We start from the raw sequence: 15,585 nt of genomic DNA, 5'->3' as shown, positions 1-15,585 counted from the left end.
CCGCCGCCGCCGCCCGCGCCGCCGCTACCCCCTTCGCCGCCGCTGCCGCCAACGCCGCCAGCGCCGCCCGCACCGCCTGGGCCGCCGCCGCCCTCGCCGCCGCTACCCCCAGCGCCGCCCGCGCCGCCGCTGCCACCCATTTCACCGAGGATGCGGCCACGAACTCGGTAGTGGTCGAACGGCGCGCCCAGCATGAACCGGCTGTAGAGCGCCAGCGTCTTGCCCGCGCCGTCCGAGGCCAGCGCCGTCGCGCGGGTGTCCAACCCCGGAGGTGCCACCGTGAACACCGGCTCGACCATGCCTCCGGGGCTCAGCTCCACGCCGCGCAGCGCCGTCGCGCACCCCCCTGCCGTGGCCTCGCGCTCGCGCCAGGTCACCACGATGCGCTGCCCGTCGAATGCAGCCGAGGGGAAAGCCTTCGGCTGGGCGTCGCCGCACCCATTCACGATCGGCGCGATCACGAACCCATCCGGATCGAGCACAGTCCCGGCGGGGCTGACGCGCGCGGCGCGCAGGACGTTGGCGCCGCCGTCCTTCGAAACCCACACCACCACGTGGTTCTGCCCGTCGAAGACGGCCGCCACCGGGCCCTCGACAAGGGGCGCGCTGGACGACGCGATCGGGAAGAGCGCCGTGTCCACCAGCACGCCCGAGGGGCTCATCCGCGCCCCGCCCAGGCCGTTGCCCATCCCGTACGTCGCGAGGTGATTCGTGCCGTCGAACGAGAACGCCACGGGAGCGGAGTAGACGTCCGGGAGATCGATGGTGAACGGTCCGCTCACCACGCCCTGGTCATTCATGAACGCCGCGACCGTGGTGAAGGAGATGTATTCGTCGAACGCGACGAACAGCGAGCCGGCTGGGCTGTTCGCCATCGTATACGTCGTGCAAGCGACCCCGGGCAGGGCGACGTCGCCGAGCACCGCTCCCCCCGGGCTCACCCGGGTGACGCTGGACCAGCCGCCGCATCCTTGAGGGTGGAAATCGCTCGTCTCTGATAACACGATGAAATTCGTCCCGTCGAAGCCGACGCGGTACGCATACCGGTACAAGCCTGGATCACCAAGCACGCTCGGAATGCCCGGCAAGACCTGGATGCCATTGGCATCGAGGACCTGGCCGTCCGGAGCGACCCGCGCGCCATACACGCTGCCCATCCCGCCCTGGCGCGTGTCGGTCCAGACGGCGAAGTAATTTGTCCCGTCAAAGGCGAGCGCGGGTCCTTGTTGCCCGTTCATCCCGGTGGCGACGCGGCTCGGCGGCGCCGGCAGCGTGCCGTCCGTCGCGACGCGCCTCGCGCGCAGGTTCGTGTGACGGAGGTCGTAGTCGAACAGCCCGTCCGCGAAGATCAGCAGCGCCTCGCCTCCGCTGGCCGCCGCCGCGAGAGACCGCCCTTTCCCAACGTCGAGCGGAGCGGCGTCGAGGGGGACACCACCCGAGCTGATCCGCGCGGCGCGCAGCGGCGTGAAGTCCTCCTCCTCCGTCCACACCCGCCAGAACACCATGGTGACGCCGCCGTCGGAGGCGAGGGCGAGATGGGTGGCCGGCTCCCCCAGCGACGGCGTATCGAGGACGATCCCGCCGGGATCGAGCACGGCCCCGGCGCTCGTGATGCGGGCGGCGGAGACCTGCTCCAAGTCCTCGTGCGACCAGGCCGCCACGTAGTTCGTCCCATCGAAAGTGAGGGCGAGGTCGTCGGACTCATAGGAAGGTGTCGGGCCGACGGGGAACGCCGCTCCGACGGGCGCGCCCTGCGCGTCGAGGCGGATGGCGCTGAGGGCAAAGGTTGGGCTCCAGCCGAGCACCAGGGAGCCCGTGCCGTCGGAGGCCACGCGCAGTTGGCGGTGGGGGCGGGGAGGGTCGTAAGGGGCGACCGGCAGGGGCACCGAGACCATGGGACCGACGACGCCGGCCGGCGTGATCTGCGCGGAGCAGATGGAGGTGGTGCCGCCGCAGGCCCACACGGCCTGGTAGGCGGCGCCGTTCCAGGCGACGGCCGGCGCGCGGTACGTGCCCGTCGCGGCGATCGTGAGGGGCGTGGCGTCGAGGATCGCGCCATTCGTGTCGATGCGGACGCCGCACTCGTGGCAGGCGGCGCCGGGGGCGCCGATGTAGGTCACGAGGAACCCCACGCCGTCGGAGGCGACGGCCGGCTTACCCCCGCGGCCGATGCGGAAGGCCGGCGAATCGATCGGCGTCCCGTCCTGCGCCACGCGCGCAGCGTAGAGAGGGACGTTGATCGTGGCCTCCCCCGTGGCAGCCTCCCGCGCGTCCTCCCATACGACGAGGTACTGCCCGCCGCCGTAAGCGATCGCCGGGGATTGCTTCACGCCCTCGACGTCTCCGAGGACCGGCGCGTCGAGGCCGATCTCGGGCCCTACGGTCAGGTAGAGGGGGTCTGTGGGCGTTCTGGGCTCGGCGCCGGGCAGCGAGAGCCCCGGCCCGCGGTCCGCCGCGGCAGGCGCGTCCGCCAGCCCGGGCCGGTCGGCGCACGACGAGAGGAGCGCGGAGCCAAGGGTGAGGGTGGAAAGAGAAGAGAGGAGGCGCAGCGAGGTTCGCCTGCCTCTCTGACCGACGAATGTTGAGAAAAACGGTAACATAACAAGGAAGCCTATCGTCCACGGGACGTCCTCGACAACAGGCTTGTCACACGGGCCTCCCTTTCGCTCGGTCCGTGCTCGATGGTGCGGGACAGCGACGCGAGCGGGACATCTTCTTTCGCGACATCCCCACGACCCGAACCGAAGCGCGTATCGGTTCAGGTCCTCCCCCCCACGACCCGAACCGAAGCGCGTATCGGTTCAGGTCCTCCCCCCTACGACCCAAACCGAAGCGCGTATCGGTTCAGGTCCTCCCCCCCACGACCCGAACCGAAGCGCGTATCGGTTCAGGTCCTCCCTCCCAGGCCTCGCGATGACATCGCGCGCTCGAGGCATGCGACGAAGTGTCACGCGATGCGTTCGACTGCGGGTGTCTTGTAGTCGAGGATACGTTTTCGAGAGGCGCTTTCGTGGGGAGGTCAGCATGTCCGCTTCAACGGTGAACACGAATACCAACTTGTCGGAGATGCGTCGCGCTCGATCGGCGGCGCGGGAGACGGGGCGGCGGTTCGTGGCGATCGAGCGAGACCCGGCATACTGCGCGGCGATCCGGCAGAGGCTGGGGGCTGATACGCGGATGTAACAGTGTCATGGAGACGTGACAGCGACGGCGTCTCGGCAACGTGACAGCGATGCGTTCAGCGAGGTCCACCTCGCGAGATTCCCGGAGCCTCGCAATGACGGCACGCGCGTTGCACTCGCCCTCCGCCGTCGCGCCTCGACGGCGACGACTGTGATCAACGTCCCGATTGCCGAAAGAAAAGAGCCATGAAGCGCAAGTCTGTGCTGCTGGGATCGATTGCCGTCTGCATCATGAGCGCGGGCTGCGTCGATTCTTATGACGAGATCGAAGATGGTGAGATCGGCTCCGCCCAGCAGGCGGCCATCTCCTACACGTGGGCGTATGCCTGGACGCAACAGGCGACGGGCTCGTTCACCGCGAGCCCGACCTACTCGCGGAACAGCTCCGGAGGGAGCAACACCATCACGCATCAGGGTACGGGCAGCTATCTCGTGCAGCTTCAGGGCGTCGGGGTACCTGGCAACGAGCCGTTCGCCGGCGGCCATGTCCAGGTCACGGCCTACGGGAGCGGCGCCGAGCGCTGCAAGCCAAGCTTCTGGATCCACATCGGCGGCAACGTCAATGTCGACGTCAACTGCTTCACCGCCGGCGGCGAAGCGGTCGACACGCGCTTCAGCATCGCGTACGTCCGCAAATCGGGCACCGGATTTTCGCACGAAGCATACGTTCGGGCCAACGAGGCGACGACGTCGGCGTACACGCCGGACCTGAGGTTCCAGTTCAACTCGACCGGCGCGAACAACACGGTCGCGCGCCTGGGCGCGGGCCGCTACACGGTCACCCTGCCGGGGCAGACGGCGGTAGGCGGGACCGTGGAGGTCACGGCCTACGGCGCGGGCAGCGACCACTGCAAGGTGGCTTCGTGGACGCAGCTCGGAGACGACATGGTGGTCAGCGTGCGATGCTTCGACAGCGCAGGCGCCCTGTCGGATAGCATGTTCGACCTCAACTTCGCGAACGCGACGCACGTCAATGGCGCACCTTCCTACAGCTACGCCTGGACGAATGACGCGACCGCGGCGGCGTACACGCCCCACCTTTCCTATCAGAAAGGCTTCCTCCTTGGCTGGGGCGACGTCGCGACCGACATCACCGCCGGGCGTACGTCCACGGGCCGCTATCTCGTGAACTTGCCCGGGATGTCGTCGACGGGCTCGAATGTCCAGGTGACGGCCTACGGCAGCGGCTCGGAGTCCTGCAAGGTCGTGAGCTGGAGCGGTGACGAGTCAAACGCGAATGCCGACGTCGCCTGTTTTGACTCCACCGGCGCGCCGACGGACACGCACTTCGTGATCGTGTACACGGACGACAAGAACCTCTCCATCGGGTGAGCCGCAGGGCGGGGCGTCGGCGCCCCATGCCCCGCTGCCACGCCGCAGCCGACCTGACGCGCGCCGGCCACGTGGTCAATGCGTCCCCTTGCTTTTCGGGTTTGCTGTCCGGGCTTCCGCCGTGATGTTGAACGCGATCCTGTGCATCGCTTCTGCTGCGCGCTTCGCTTCCACGGGCGTCATGGCGTAGCCCTGGAACATGCGGCGTCCCTCGCGCTGCTCGGCGCTCAGGTGCTCCGCGTTCACGTAGACAAGGCCATCGGAGCCGAGCGCGAGCTCGGTCATCAACTCCTGCGGCTCCTCCTCAGGGGACGTCAAGGGTGGTCCTTTGCGGCGCGGCTGGGCTTGCTTCTTTGCCATGGTCGTATCACCTATCTCTCGACGCTCTGTCACAATGGAGAGCGCAACTCGATGTGCGTGAGGTTCCCGCGAATGGCATCCGAAATGCCGAGGTAGATCACGCGGGGATCGTCTGTTTTCCCACGATGGAGCACAATCGCTCTCTTCTCTTCGAGTTGCTCAAGGGCACGATTTAGGTCGGATCGGCGTACCTCCGGCAGGCGCGCACGAACCCACGCGATCGGAACGGGTTCGCGGTGGATTGCGCAGAGGCGCGTGATCGCGAAGTGGACAAAGACGACGAGCCGCTCGTGATCCGGGAAGCGTTGAATCTGCCTGACCACGTGGAGCACTTCCTCGGCAGCATCCACGTACGCGGGAGACAGACGGAAGATGTTGTGGAGCAGAATCTCGCCCATCTGCTCCAGGGGGATCTCGCCTTTGCGATGCAGCGGCGGAGGCGGGAGGAAGCTCGCCAAGGGCGGCGGGGCGAGGCGCGCGGCGAGGTGCTCGCGGGCTCGTCGTAGCGGGGTGCCAAGGAGCGCTACGAAGGCGAAAATGAGATCGAGCCCTCGACGGTGCCAGGGCACCGGCGGCCGGGGATCGTACAGCGTGTCGCGCCTCTCCTCGGGGTGCGCGCTGGGACGAACTCCCGAGGCCGGCGGCGCGGCGCTTTGCACGGAGACCACGGCGGGCTCGTCCTCTTCCATTGTTTGAACCGGTTGCGCGGACATATGACCTCCAGGCAAAAGAGGGCCGTCCGCTCGGACGTACGGCTTCCCGACGTGCGAATCGGCGGCGAACGTGGAGCGCGCGGATGCCCAGAATACCGAGCGCCACGAGAACGCACGTTTGGCGCAGGCCAAGCGGACGGCCCCCAAAGGCGCGCGTTGCAAATTCAGCGCGCGCCTTTGCGAGCCGCAGGACTACCGTCCGAGCGAAGCGGGGCGGCTCGTCGGGCTTGCCGACGTCCTCGTTTCTCACCCCTTACTTCGGAGGATCGGTCCGGTTTTCCGGAACAAACTGTCGATTGGTGGGAGCGTGTACTACGGTGTGGGCTTGCACGCGCCGCGGAGCTCGAACGTCGCGGCGAAGGCGCCCGTGAGCTCGCGGCGGAGCTTGTTCGCGGTTTCGCAGTCTCCCCGCTCCTCGGCGGCCATGATGGCGCGCGCGAGGTAGCGGTTCTTCGCGTCGATCTTGGGCTGCCCTGGTCCGCTCGGGGGAGGCGGCGAAGCGGGGCCAGACGGGGCGACGACCTCCGGGCAGACGAGCGGGCACTCCATGCCAAGGATGCCCCCCTGGACGCTCGGCTGCCCCGTGGCCGCGACGGTGACGAAAATGGGCGAGAGCCTCGCGAGGGGTACGACAGACTGCATCAAGAGGTACACGATGATGCCACCCAGCGCGGCGCCACCGAGCGTGTAGAGGGCTGGTTTGCGGAAGTCGTCCGGGGGGCGAACCGAGGGCGTCACGGGGGCGGCAAAGGAGACGGGGGCCTCGCCCTTGTCGGTTCCTCCGGCCTGCTCCGTGGTGCCTCCCTGCTGGTGCGCCTTCTCGACGATGACGGGAAGGACCGCGCGGCTCGTGATCCCGCGCTTCCGGAACGCCTCTGCAAGCGCGGCGAGCGTGCGCTCGGTGAGGTCGTGCGCAGTGCTCTTCGACATCCCGAACGTCTTGGCGATTTGTGCGAGCGTCATGTTCTGAACGAAGCGCGCCCGGAGGACGGCGCGGCCGCGGGGCTCACAGAGCTCGAGGATCTCGTCCAGGTGCTTCCGGATCTCCCGCTCATTATACTCGTTCTCAGGGTTCGACGGCGCGACGTCGTCCTCCGCGAGCTTCGGGGCGCCACGAAGCGCGATGCCTTGCGCCTTCCAATAATCGCTCGCGACGCTCTCCGCCGTCCGGACCAAGAGGCCCACCACGGCATCCGTGATCTCTCGCTCGGCGAGGTACGTCAGCACGCGGCGGTAGACCTCCTGTCGCAGGTCCGGGATGTCGCTCGCGGGGATGTTTTTCTTTCGTAGCGTCGCGTCGATCGCGGCTTCGTGCGTCGTAAGAATGGCCAACCGATCCCGATCACGTGCATCCATGGTCTTGAACCTCGATCAAATGCGAAACGCTCTCCGGCTTCAAGGACGACAACACAAGGTACGCGGCCCGAGGAGCTGGACGTCCCCGCTGAGCTCGCCGCCCGAGGCCTGGCAGATCCCTGCGTGGTACGTCGGGACGGTCGCGGACTTCGCGGCGATGGCCTGTCCGCTGGGGTTCACGTCGAAGCAGGTCGACTTGAGGGAGGATGCGGAGGCTGTGAGAGGGGCCTCGCTGCAACTACCATCCGGATAGAAGGAGAGGTTGGCCTTGCAATAGCTCCCCGATGGCGTGCCGCACGTGCACGGCGTGCACACGCGCTCGTCCTGGAAGCCCTCGAAGAGGACGTGACGAACGGTGTATTCCTCGGCGGGGCAGTCGTGTATTCCCAAGCGCTGGACGCACTGGTGATAGTCTCCCACGGGCGCGGGGACGCAGTGCTCGTCTGCCAAGCATTGGCCGAACGCGCTGCCTTCGCAGACTCGGGCGATGGTGCCCCAGGTGGGGACCGTCGGCGATTGCGTCGGGCTTTCTGCACCGTCCACGGGCACACATAACTCGTCGGTGATGGCGAGCGGCCCGATCGTGATCGACTGGACGCAGGGCAGAGAGCCGCCGCAAGCCAGGCCCTCGGGGATCGCCCCCTCTGCGGTGCACGAACCTTCCCAAGCTTCAGGCGGGTTTGTTGGCGTCGCGATCGTCCCTTCGGGCGGCGTGCACGGGGCCGCGTGCGCGGTGATGCTCGACGGCAGGGAGCAAGCCCCGGTCGACGGGCCACAGGAACACGGGCCGCACGGCTTCGGTGGGATCTGGATGCCGTCGTGCCAAATGAACTGCTCCACGGGCGCGGTATCGGGGCAGCCGGGCGCGGTGCCGTCGTCGGGGCCGATGTAGGCGAGCACCGGGAGGGAGAAGTCGCCGGGGCGAAACGGCGCGCAGTCGCCAAGACACTGGAAATCGCAGTCGACCACCCCGTCGGTACTTGGGACGTCGGCGTCCTCGTCGCCGGCATCTGCGCCCGCGTCGGGGGAACCTCCGCCGTCCCCCGCGTCGAGTTCGATGTATGTGATCAGCCCTTCGCTACAGGCGACGAGGGAGGAGACCAGAGCCACCACAAAGGAGCCTTTCACAATTGTTCGATACCAATGAATACCGATTCTCACAGCCATCACCCCATCAATCCGAGAAATTTGCCGTCAGAGCAACGCCCAGCGTGATCCGGAGTAGCGGGGATCGCCAATCGGGGACCGTTCCGTCGAGAACCAGGGCGATGCTGCGTAGTTGCATGTTGATATCCGCATACCCAAGCAATGAAAACCGATCCGATAGTGAGATATGGCCGTTGATTCGACCACCAAAGCCCACGGAAAAACCATCCGATCCGGTGACCGCTCGCCCGGGACCGAGATCGATCTGAAGCTGGCTGAGACTGACGACGGCACACGCGTCCACGTGCTTCGTTGCAAAACAGGGCAGTGCCGATCCGGTCCACGTAGTGGCTCGGCCGGGGATCTGTCGCTCGCCGATACCCGATGCTGGGGTGATGAGCCCGCGGACCTCCGCGAATCCCGCGAAGCGGCGCCATCGAACCCCGAGGAACCCGTTCCCGCCGACTGCCACACTCGGCAAGCCGTATGGGGAGACGGCGGCTCCGAGCCCTGCCTCTACCTGGACGGGAGCTTCCTCGGCGTTCGAAGTCGAGCTCTCCACGAACGCTGAGGTCCAGGGGACCAGGAGGGCGAGGGACTCGGGCAGGCGAAGCGCGACGGGGTGGAGTTCGGGCCGCTGGACCTCTACCTCGGGCGGCGCGGCGAGATGGGCGGGAGGCGCCTCGCGCCCCCACGCACCCGGCCCGAGGCGCGCCCGGACGAGAGACGCGATGTCGTACGCGAGCTCGCGGCACGTGCCCTGCGTGTCTGTCTTCCCGTGCCACGCCTCCGCGCCGTCCTCGAGCGCCGGTCCCCAAAGCTCCGCCTCGAAGGACCGGCGGACGCTGTGGACCTCCACCCTGACCACGGGGGAGACGTCGGTCCTGACAACCATGTATCCGAACTCCCCGGCGAGCATGAACGCGAGTTCCTCGGCGTCGGGGCAATCCTCGGCCGGCGTCGGCGGAGCGTATTCCAGGCGGAAGGCGATCTTCGGCTTCGCCGCGAGGGCGGGCGGCGCGAGGGTGAACGCGCAGAGCACGGCGGCGAGGCTGGCGAGGCGGCGCAGCATGTCGGGACGACACGAAGCTACGCTCGGTTCTCGCCGGAATGCAAGCGCCGTTTGCCCGGGCTCGCCGTTCGCTGGTCATGAAAGGGGATTTCCGAAGGCCTCGATGGTCGAGAGGTTCGTCCGGGGCGACGGTGGTGGTTGCGCGCCGCATCCACGTCGAGCCCCGACCGGAGCCTACGTGTTAGGACAGAATTTGTTCGATTTGGGCTGGGTTTTCCCTCGTAAATCCGCCACTTCGGCGGGTAGCTTCCTCCGACGAGGCGCCAGCACGTCACGCGCCCAGGGGCCACCATGCGCCGAGGAGCTCGAGCTCAAAGACCATCGCCCCCCGACCCCCAAGCCCGTCCCCTACCTCGGGCGCAAGGTGTCGGCGGTCCCCCTCCGGAGGTGTCTGAGAGAGGGACCGGACCACCGGATGCCGGACCTCCCGAGACGGATGTCGCGACAACCCCCTCCCGCGCGAAGCCCTTGGACCGAAGGCGCGCGGAGTTTGCCGTCGCGCTTGCGGAGCTTGTCCTGGAAGACCTCCTGAAGTACCCTCCGCGTTCGTCATGAGGCTCTATCAACTGCGGACCGCTCTTTACGCCCGTCGCTCGACGGATGAACATCAAATGGCGTCGCTCGACGTCCAGCGCGAGGAGGGCGCGCGCTTCGTCGAAGCCGAAGGGGGCACCCACGCGCCGGACAACCTCTTCGTCGATGACGCGGTTTCCCGGGCGGAGTTCAAGAAACGGCCGGGCCTGATCGCGCTCTTGAATGCGGCGAAAGCCGGGGAGTTCGATGCGGTCGTCGTCCGCGACGAGAGCCAGCTCGGGGGCGACACGTTCCGGTCCGGGCTCGTGATTCAGGACATTTTAGAGAGCGGCGTTCGGCTCTTCTACTACTACACCGGCGAGGAAGTGACGCTCGACGGCGCCGTCGATAAGTTCATGATCGCGGCGCGGAGCTTCGCGGCAGAGCTCGAACGCGAGAAGACGTCCCAGCGCACGCACGAGCACCTTTTGACGAAGGCTCGGCGCGGGCTCGTCGTCGGAGGGCGCGTGTACGGGTACGACAACGCCGAGGTCCTCAACGGCGAGCAGCGCGTGCGCGTCGAGTACAAGATCAACGAGGAGCAGGCGGCAATCGTCCGCGAGCTCTTCAAGCGGTACGCGGACGGCGAGGGCCTACGCTCGATCGTCAAGGACCTGAACGCGCGCCGGATCCCGCCGCCGCGAGCAGGCAAACGAGGGACCGGTTCGTGGGCGACCTCGGCCGTCTGGTCGATGCTGCGCCGTGAGCGCTACCGCGGGATCCTCGTGTGGAACACGCGAGAGAAGACCTACAAGGGCGGGACCAAGGTACGGATCGCGCGGGATCCTTCCGAGTGGATCCGCGCCGAGGCGCCGCAGCTTCGGATCGTGGACGACGAGGCTTGGTTCGCCGTCCAGGCCAGGGCGCAGACGCAAGAGCACCGCGAGAGCCGACGCGGCGCCGGGCGACCCGCACGCCATCTTCTTTCAGGCCTCGCCCGCTGCGGACAGTGCGGCGGCCCGATGACCGTGACGAACGGCAAGCGCAGCTACGAGACCGTGAAGGTCTACGGCTGCGCCTACAGCCGCGATCGGGGCAAGACGGTCTGCGCGAACACGCTGCGTCGGCCTGTCGACGGCATCAACGACGCCGTGGCCAGGTGGATCTCGGAGACCGTTCTGTCCGAAGAGCTCCTCTTGGACGTGCTTCAGAACGTGCGGGAGCGCCTCACCGAGCGGACGACCAAGACGACGACGGATCTCCCCCGGATGGAGAAGGAAGCCGCGCGGCTCCGGACCGAGATCGATCGGCTGGTCACGGCGCTAGCCACGGTCGATCAGAAGCCGGAAGCCGTGATCCGCGGCATCGCCGACCGTCAAGAGGAGCTCTCCGCGCTCGAGGCCCGGCTACGCGGGGCCAAGGCAGCGCCCGAGGCGATCCAGCTCGAGCTCCGGCGGATGGAGGCAGAGGCCCGGAAGCGGCTCGACGAGCTGAAGGGCACCTTGACTCGGAAGCCCGAGCAGGCCCGCGAGGTGATCCGCATGCTCTTCGAGGGCCCGATCAAGCTCACGCCGATCGAGACCCCGAAGGGGAGCGGTTCTGGGTGGAGGGATCCGCGAACCTGTGGGCCCTGTTCGCGGCTGGATGTCTTAAATCAGCGTCCCCAGCGGGATTCGAAACATTGCCAATCCCCGAATTGGTGGGGTCGCTCTCCGAAATCGCGGCATGAATTCTCGTCAGGCTGGATGGTTGAAGCCATCCGCGTTTCTGTCGATGGCATCGGTCATATCCTTTCCGATCACCCATCAGATATGGACAAATGCTGTCCTAGCCAAGGTTCCGTCCGCCTTGATTTCTAGGGTTTGCGGCTGATACCGATCTGCCATGGTCGCTCGAACCATGGCGGTGGATCCCAATGGTCACGCACTCGGGCGCGAGAGCTCGCCGGATGAGGTGATCGCCGGATCGGCCGGGTGGCACGTCGCCACGGCCGACGCGCTCGATTTCGCCGAAGCGCTCCCGGACGCGTGTGCTCACGCCGTGTGGACAGATCCCCCGTACTGCTCGGGCGGGTACACGGAATCCGCCAAGCGCCAAGCGCGCGGGATGATCACGCACAAGAGCGTGAAGTCCATGGGCTGGTTCATCAATGACAACATGGGCTCGGCCGGGATCGTGTGGCTCCTGCGCTGCGTCGCGGTGCAGGCGTTCCGGATCCTGGTTGACGGCGGGAGCCTCGGCGTCTTCTGCGACTGGCGGATGGTTCCGCTCCTCGCTCCCGCCCTCGAATCAAGCGGGCTTCGCTGGCAAGGGATGGTGATCTGGGACAAGCGAGCTCCTGCCCTCGGGACGGGGTTCCGGCGCCAACATGAGGTCGTCCTCCACTTCGTGAAGGGGACCGGCGTCTTTCATGACGCGAGCACGGGGGACGTACTGAACGTTTCGCGGCTCCATCATGAGGCGCGGAATCACCAGACGGCCAAGCCTCCCGAGGTGATCGAACGGTGCCTCGCGGTGGTAGCTCCGCCCGGGGGCCTGGTCGTCGACTTCTTCACGGGGGGCGGCTCGACGGGCGTTGCCGCGCGGCGGCTCGGGATGCGGTTTCTCGGGAGTGAGATCGATTCGAGGATCGCGGCGCGAGCTCGTGAGGCGATCCGGGCGCAGAGCACGGACGCGCGACGCGTGGGCAAGGCGCATCAACTCGGGCTCTTCGACGGCGAATAACCTTGTCGATTTTCGGTGAAGACCATGGACCTCGACCCGAAATATCTTCCGGATCCTGACGATCCGCCTTCGCTCGCGGCATCCCTCTACGTGAGCATGGGCTGGAGGCCGCTTCCCCTTTGGTCCGTCGATCCGAGGACAGGGGCCTGCGAATGCTCGCGCGGCGTGCGCTGCGGTGGGAGCGCGGGCAAGCACCCGCGCATGCGCGCGTGGCAGGATTTGCGGCCGACGCGCGAGGACGTCCTCGCGTGGTGGAAGAAGTGGCCCGATGCGGGGGTCGGCCTGGCGATGGGTGGCGAGGCGCGGCTCGTCGCTCTGGACATCGACGGGCCTGCCGGGCGGGAGAGCTTGCGCGCTTTGGAGGCCATCCACGGGCCGCTTCCGCGCACCTTGGCCTCGCGCTCCGGGCGCGTCGACGGGGGCGAGCATCGCGTGTTCGTCGTGCCGCGCCACTTCGACATGAGCGCGATCCGGAACAACGCGGGGAAGCTCGCGACGGGGCTCGACGTGCGCGGGGATGGCGGGCAAATCGCGACCTGCCCGACGGTGCATCGCACCGGGAGCGTCTACACGTGGATTGATCGTGTTCCGGTGGCGGAGTTGCCGAGGTGGCTGTTCGAACGGATGGCATCGGCGAGCACGCGCGCGGCGGCTCCGGCGCGCACGGAGGCGAGCGTGACGCCTGAGGCCCCCTCCTTCGGCGAGGATCACGCCCGGTATGCGCGGGCGGCGTTGAATCAGGCGATCGAGGTGGTCGAGCGGGCGCCGAAGGGCTACCGGAATGACACCCTCAATCGTGAGGCCTACTCGCTCGGTGGGCTCGTCGCGCGTGGGCTGCTCTCGGCGAGCGAGGTCGAGGATGCGCTCTACGGCGCCATGCTGAACGGTCGGTGGGATCCGGAGGCGATCAAGGCGCAGCACCTTCGAACCTTGCGCCGGGCGCTCGAAGATGGGTGCGCGGCTCCTCGGACGGTTCCGCCGCGGTCGAGCCATGGGCGAAGCGTTTCGGATTCGCTGCAAAACGGGAGGTCGCGCGAGGCGGGTCGGGGGGCGGAATCGGTCGTGGACGACGATGACATCGAGCGGGCGGCGATCATGGCCGAGGGCAAACAGGCTCCTACCCGGTCGGACGTGGGCCGAGCTCCGAGCCCCCCGCCTGCCGCGAGTCCTCGGCGAGATGGCACGGATCGCGCACCGCGCGCGCTGCCTGCTCTTCGTGCGGGGACGGGTGAATGTACCGAACTCGCGAACGCGGAAGGCCTCGTCGCGGTCCACGGCGCGGATCTGCGATTCGTGGCAGAGCTCGGCGGCTGGTATCACTACGATGGGCGGCGCTGGTCGCGTGATTCGCCAGCGGCCGAGCGGGCGGCGAAGGATTACACGCGGCTCCTTTCGCTCGTCGCGGCGGAACGCCTCGCGGCGGCGCGGAGGGCGCTCGATGCGGTGGCCGAGTCCTCGGACGAAACAGCGATCAAGCGGGCTCGGGCCGCGCTCGACGGCGCACAACGTCGTTACGCGTGGGCGATGCGCTCGCAGGGGGCGCGTGCCCTCTCGAACATGCTCGCGCTCGCGTCGTCGGAGCCGGGGGTGGTCGTGCCGGCGTCAGCGTTCGATGCGGATCCGTGGTCGCTCTGCTGCCTGAATGGCGTGGTGGACCTGCGGACGGGGAAGCTGCGCCCGCATCGGCGGGAGGATCTGATCACGCGGCTTGCTCCGGTCGTGTACGATCCCGCGGCGCGGTCGGAGCTCTGGGAGACCTTCCTCCACGATGTCACGGGCGGCGATCGGGAGCTCGCCGGCTTCCTTGGCCGCGCCGTAGGCTACTCGATGTCGGCGGACACGAGCGAGGAAAAGCTCTTCTTCGTGCACGGGCCCGCGGCCTCGGGGAAGTCGACGTTCCTCGAGGCCGTCAAGGCGACGCTGGGGGACTACGGCACGACGTCCGATTTCGAGACGTTCCTGGTCCGGCCGCTGGTCGGCGCGCCTCGGAATGACATCGCCAGGCTCGCGGGGTCGCGGTTCGTGGTCTCGATCGAGGTGGACGACGGCAAACGGCTCGCGGAGGCGCTCGTCAAGAGCATCACGGGCGGCGATACGGTGACCGCTCGGATGCTCTATCAGGAGTCGTTCGAGTTCAAGCCGACGTTCAAGTTATGGCTTGCGGCAAACCATGCGCCCCGCGTGAGCGACGAGGATCTGGCCATGTGGCGGCGGATCCTGCGCATCCCGTTTGACAGTGTGATCCCGAAGGAACGGCGCGATCGACGCGTAAAACGCACGCTCACCGACGTGCGGAAATCGGGAGCGGCCATCCTCGCGTGGGCGGTGCGCGGCTGTCTGGCCTGGCAAAAGGATGGGCTCGCGGTGCCTGCGTCGGTCGAGGCTGCGACCGAGACATACCGGCAGGAGAACAACCCGCTCCGGGAGTTCCTGGACGATGAGTGCGTGGTCGCCAAGGACCGGACGGTATGGCCTGATGTGTGGGTCACGCGCTCGGCTCTCCGCGAGGCCTACGAGCGCTGGGGAAAGGAGAACGGCGCGCGGCATCTGCTCGGACCGAAGGCATTTACGCGGCATCTGCGGGAACTCGGCTGCAATGACAAGGCGAAGCGGTGGGTGGACAATGCTTCGGTGCGGGCTTGGGAGGGGATCCGATTACGGCAAGCGGCGGACGATGCGATGGACGAGGTGGGCCATGCGTAATGACGGCGGGGCGCGCGGCAATGGGCGCTCGGACGGGGAGAGGCGCCCTCGGGTGGTTGCTGGTCACGACATGGGCAGCACGCGAGGGTCTGGACACGAGCATGTGTCCAGGATTTTTTTACGAGGATTCGGGCACTTGGGCCCGTTCTGGTCACGTCTGGTCACGTTTTTTGTATCCTCGCGCGGGGGTGTGCGCGCGCGCAGGATCGGGAGTTTTCAAAACGCGTGTCCAGACGTGACCAGGTGACCAGGTGGCGGCGATGCGTGGCTCGGCTGGACGGGAGGTGGCGCGTGAGGCTCGGCGAGGATGACGGCGACGAGGGGCCCGAGGACGATCAGGATCCGGTGCCCACGGCGATCGTAAGTCCTCGCCGCCCCCCGTCCTGACGTCCCGTGGCCCCCGTGCCCAGGCTCCCAACCGGAAGGAGCCTCAACATGCATACGGAACAACAAGCGGCGGCCATTCGTGCGGAGGTCTCGCGCA

General features: G+C 67.6%; 9 protein-coding genes and 1 pseudogene. 4 read left to right on the top strand and 6 right to left on the bottom strand.

Annotation, left to right across the window (positions count from 1 at the left end; all coding sequences use genetic code 11):
* Positions 1-2,600: pseudogene (locus QHF89_RS48660) on the bottom strand (hypothetical protein); the annotation flags it as partial.
* Positions 2,601-3,368: 768 nt separating this feature from the next.
* Between QHF89_RS48660 and QHF89_RS48655 the strand changes: the two are divergent.
* Entirely contained in the window at positions 3,369-4,514 is a 1,146-nt protein-coding gene (locus QHF89_RS48655; RefSeq protein ID WP_136973250.1) for a hypothetical protein, read from the top strand.
* A 75-nt stretch (positions 4,515-4,589) separates the two neighbouring features.
* Here QHF89_RS48655 and QHF89_RS48650 read toward each other — a convergent pair whose 3' ends face one another.
* The 5 genes from QHF89_RS48650 to QHF89_RS48630 form a co-directional block, all read right to left on the bottom strand.
* Positions 4,590-4,874: a hypothetical protein gene (locus tag QHF89_RS48650; RefSeq protein ID WP_136973251.1), complete on the bottom strand. Its 285-nt coding sequence runs from the start codon at positions 4,872-4,874 to the stop codon at positions 4,590-4,592.
* Positions 4,875-4,903: 29 nt separating this feature from the next.
* The gene (locus tag QHF89_RS48645; RefSeq protein WP_136973252.1) at positions 4,904-5,272 is read right to left on the bottom strand and encodes a hypothetical protein; all 369 of its coding nucleotides are present in this window, start codon (positions 5,270-5,272) and stop codon (positions 4,904-4,906) included.
* A gap of 627 nt (positions 5,273-5,899) precedes the next feature.
* Positions 5,900-6,943 carry a sigma-70 family RNA polymerase sigma factor gene (locus tag QHF89_RS48640; protein WP_136973253.1) on the bottom strand — a complete coding sequence of 348 codons (1,044 nt, stop codon included), beginning with the start codon at positions 6,941-6,943 and terminating at the stop codon, positions 5,900-5,902.
* Positions 6,944-6,982: 39 nt separating this feature from the next.
* The gene (locus QHF89_RS48635) at positions 6,983-8,071 is read right to left on the bottom strand and encodes a hypothetical protein (RefSeq protein ID WP_284721957.1); all 1,089 of its coding nucleotides are present in this window, start codon (positions 8,069-8,071) and stop codon (positions 6,983-6,985) included.
* Between the two features lie 46 nt (positions 8,072-8,117).
* Positions 8,118-9,161: a hypothetical protein gene (locus QHF89_RS48630; RefSeq protein ID WP_136973255.1), complete on the bottom strand. Its 1,044-nt coding sequence runs from the start codon at positions 9,159-9,161 to the stop codon at positions 8,118-8,120.
* 551 nt (positions 9,162-9,712) lie between these two features.
* On the opposite strand from QHF89_RS48630, the gene QHF89_RS48625 reads away from it, so the two are divergent.
* Genes QHF89_RS48625 through QHF89_RS48615 form a run of 3 tightly spaced genes read left to right on the top strand, consistent with a single transcriptional unit; the run spans position 9,713 to position 15,101 of the window.
* A complete protein-coding gene (locus tag QHF89_RS48625) occupies positions 9,713-11,533 on the top strand; it encodes a recombinase family protein (RefSeq protein WP_136973257.1) in 1,821 nt (606 codons plus the stop codon).
* Between the two features lie 25 nt (positions 11,534-11,558).
* Entirely contained in the window at positions 11,559-12,398 is an 840-nt protein-coding gene (locus tag QHF89_RS48620; protein ID WP_136973258.1) for a DNA-methyltransferase, read from the top strand.
* A gap of 24 nt (positions 12,399-12,422) precedes the next feature.
* Positions 12,423-15,101: a phage/plasmid primase, P4 family gene (locus QHF89_RS48615; RefSeq protein WP_284721959.1), complete on the top strand. Its 2,679-nt coding sequence runs from the start codon at positions 12,423-12,425 to the stop codon at positions 15,099-15,101.
* Positions 15,102-15,585: the final 484 nt, after the last annotated feature.

Origin of the sequence: Polyangium sorediatum (assembly GCF_029946465.1) — a bacterium.
GTDB lineage: Bacteria > Myxococcota_A > Polyangia > Polyangiales > Polyangiaceae > Polyangium > Polyangium fumosum.
Note: the sequence above shows the minus strand (reverse complement) of the source record. Positions and strands in the feature narration are given on the sequence as shown.

Excerpts from the sequence above, each read along its gene's own strand:
- QHF89_RS48655 (WP_136973250.1), top strand. The coding sequence starts at position 3,369 with ATGAAGCGCAAGTCTGTGCTGCTGGGATCGATTGCCGTCTGCATCATG.
- QHF89_RS48650 (WP_136973251.1), bottom strand. The coding sequence starts at position 4,874 with ATGGCAAAGAAGCAAGCCCAGCCGCGCCGCAAAGGACCACCCTTGACG.
- QHF89_RS48645 (WP_136973252.1), bottom strand. The coding sequence starts at position 5,272 with ATGGGCGAGATTCTGCTCCACAACATCTTCCGTCTGTCTCCCGCGTAC.
- QHF89_RS48640 (WP_136973253.1), bottom strand. The coding sequence starts at position 6,943 with ATGGATGCACGTGATCGGGATCGGTTGGCCATTCTTACGACGCACGAA.
- QHF89_RS48630 (WP_136973255.1), bottom strand. The coding sequence starts at position 9,161 with ATGCTGCGCCGCCTCGCCAGCCTCGCCGCCGTGCTCTGCGCGTTCACC.
- QHF89_RS48625 (WP_136973257.1), top strand. The coding sequence starts at position 9,713 with ATGAGGCTCTATCAACTGCGGACCGCTCTTTACGCCCGTCGCTCGACG.
- QHF89_RS48620 (WP_136973258.1), top strand. The coding sequence starts at position 11,559 with ATGGTCGCTCGAACCATGGCGGTGGATCCCAATGGTCACGCACTCGGG.
- QHF89_RS48615 (WP_284721959.1), top strand. The coding sequence starts at position 12,423 with ATGGACCTCGACCCGAAATATCTTCCGGATCCTGACGATCCGCCTTCG.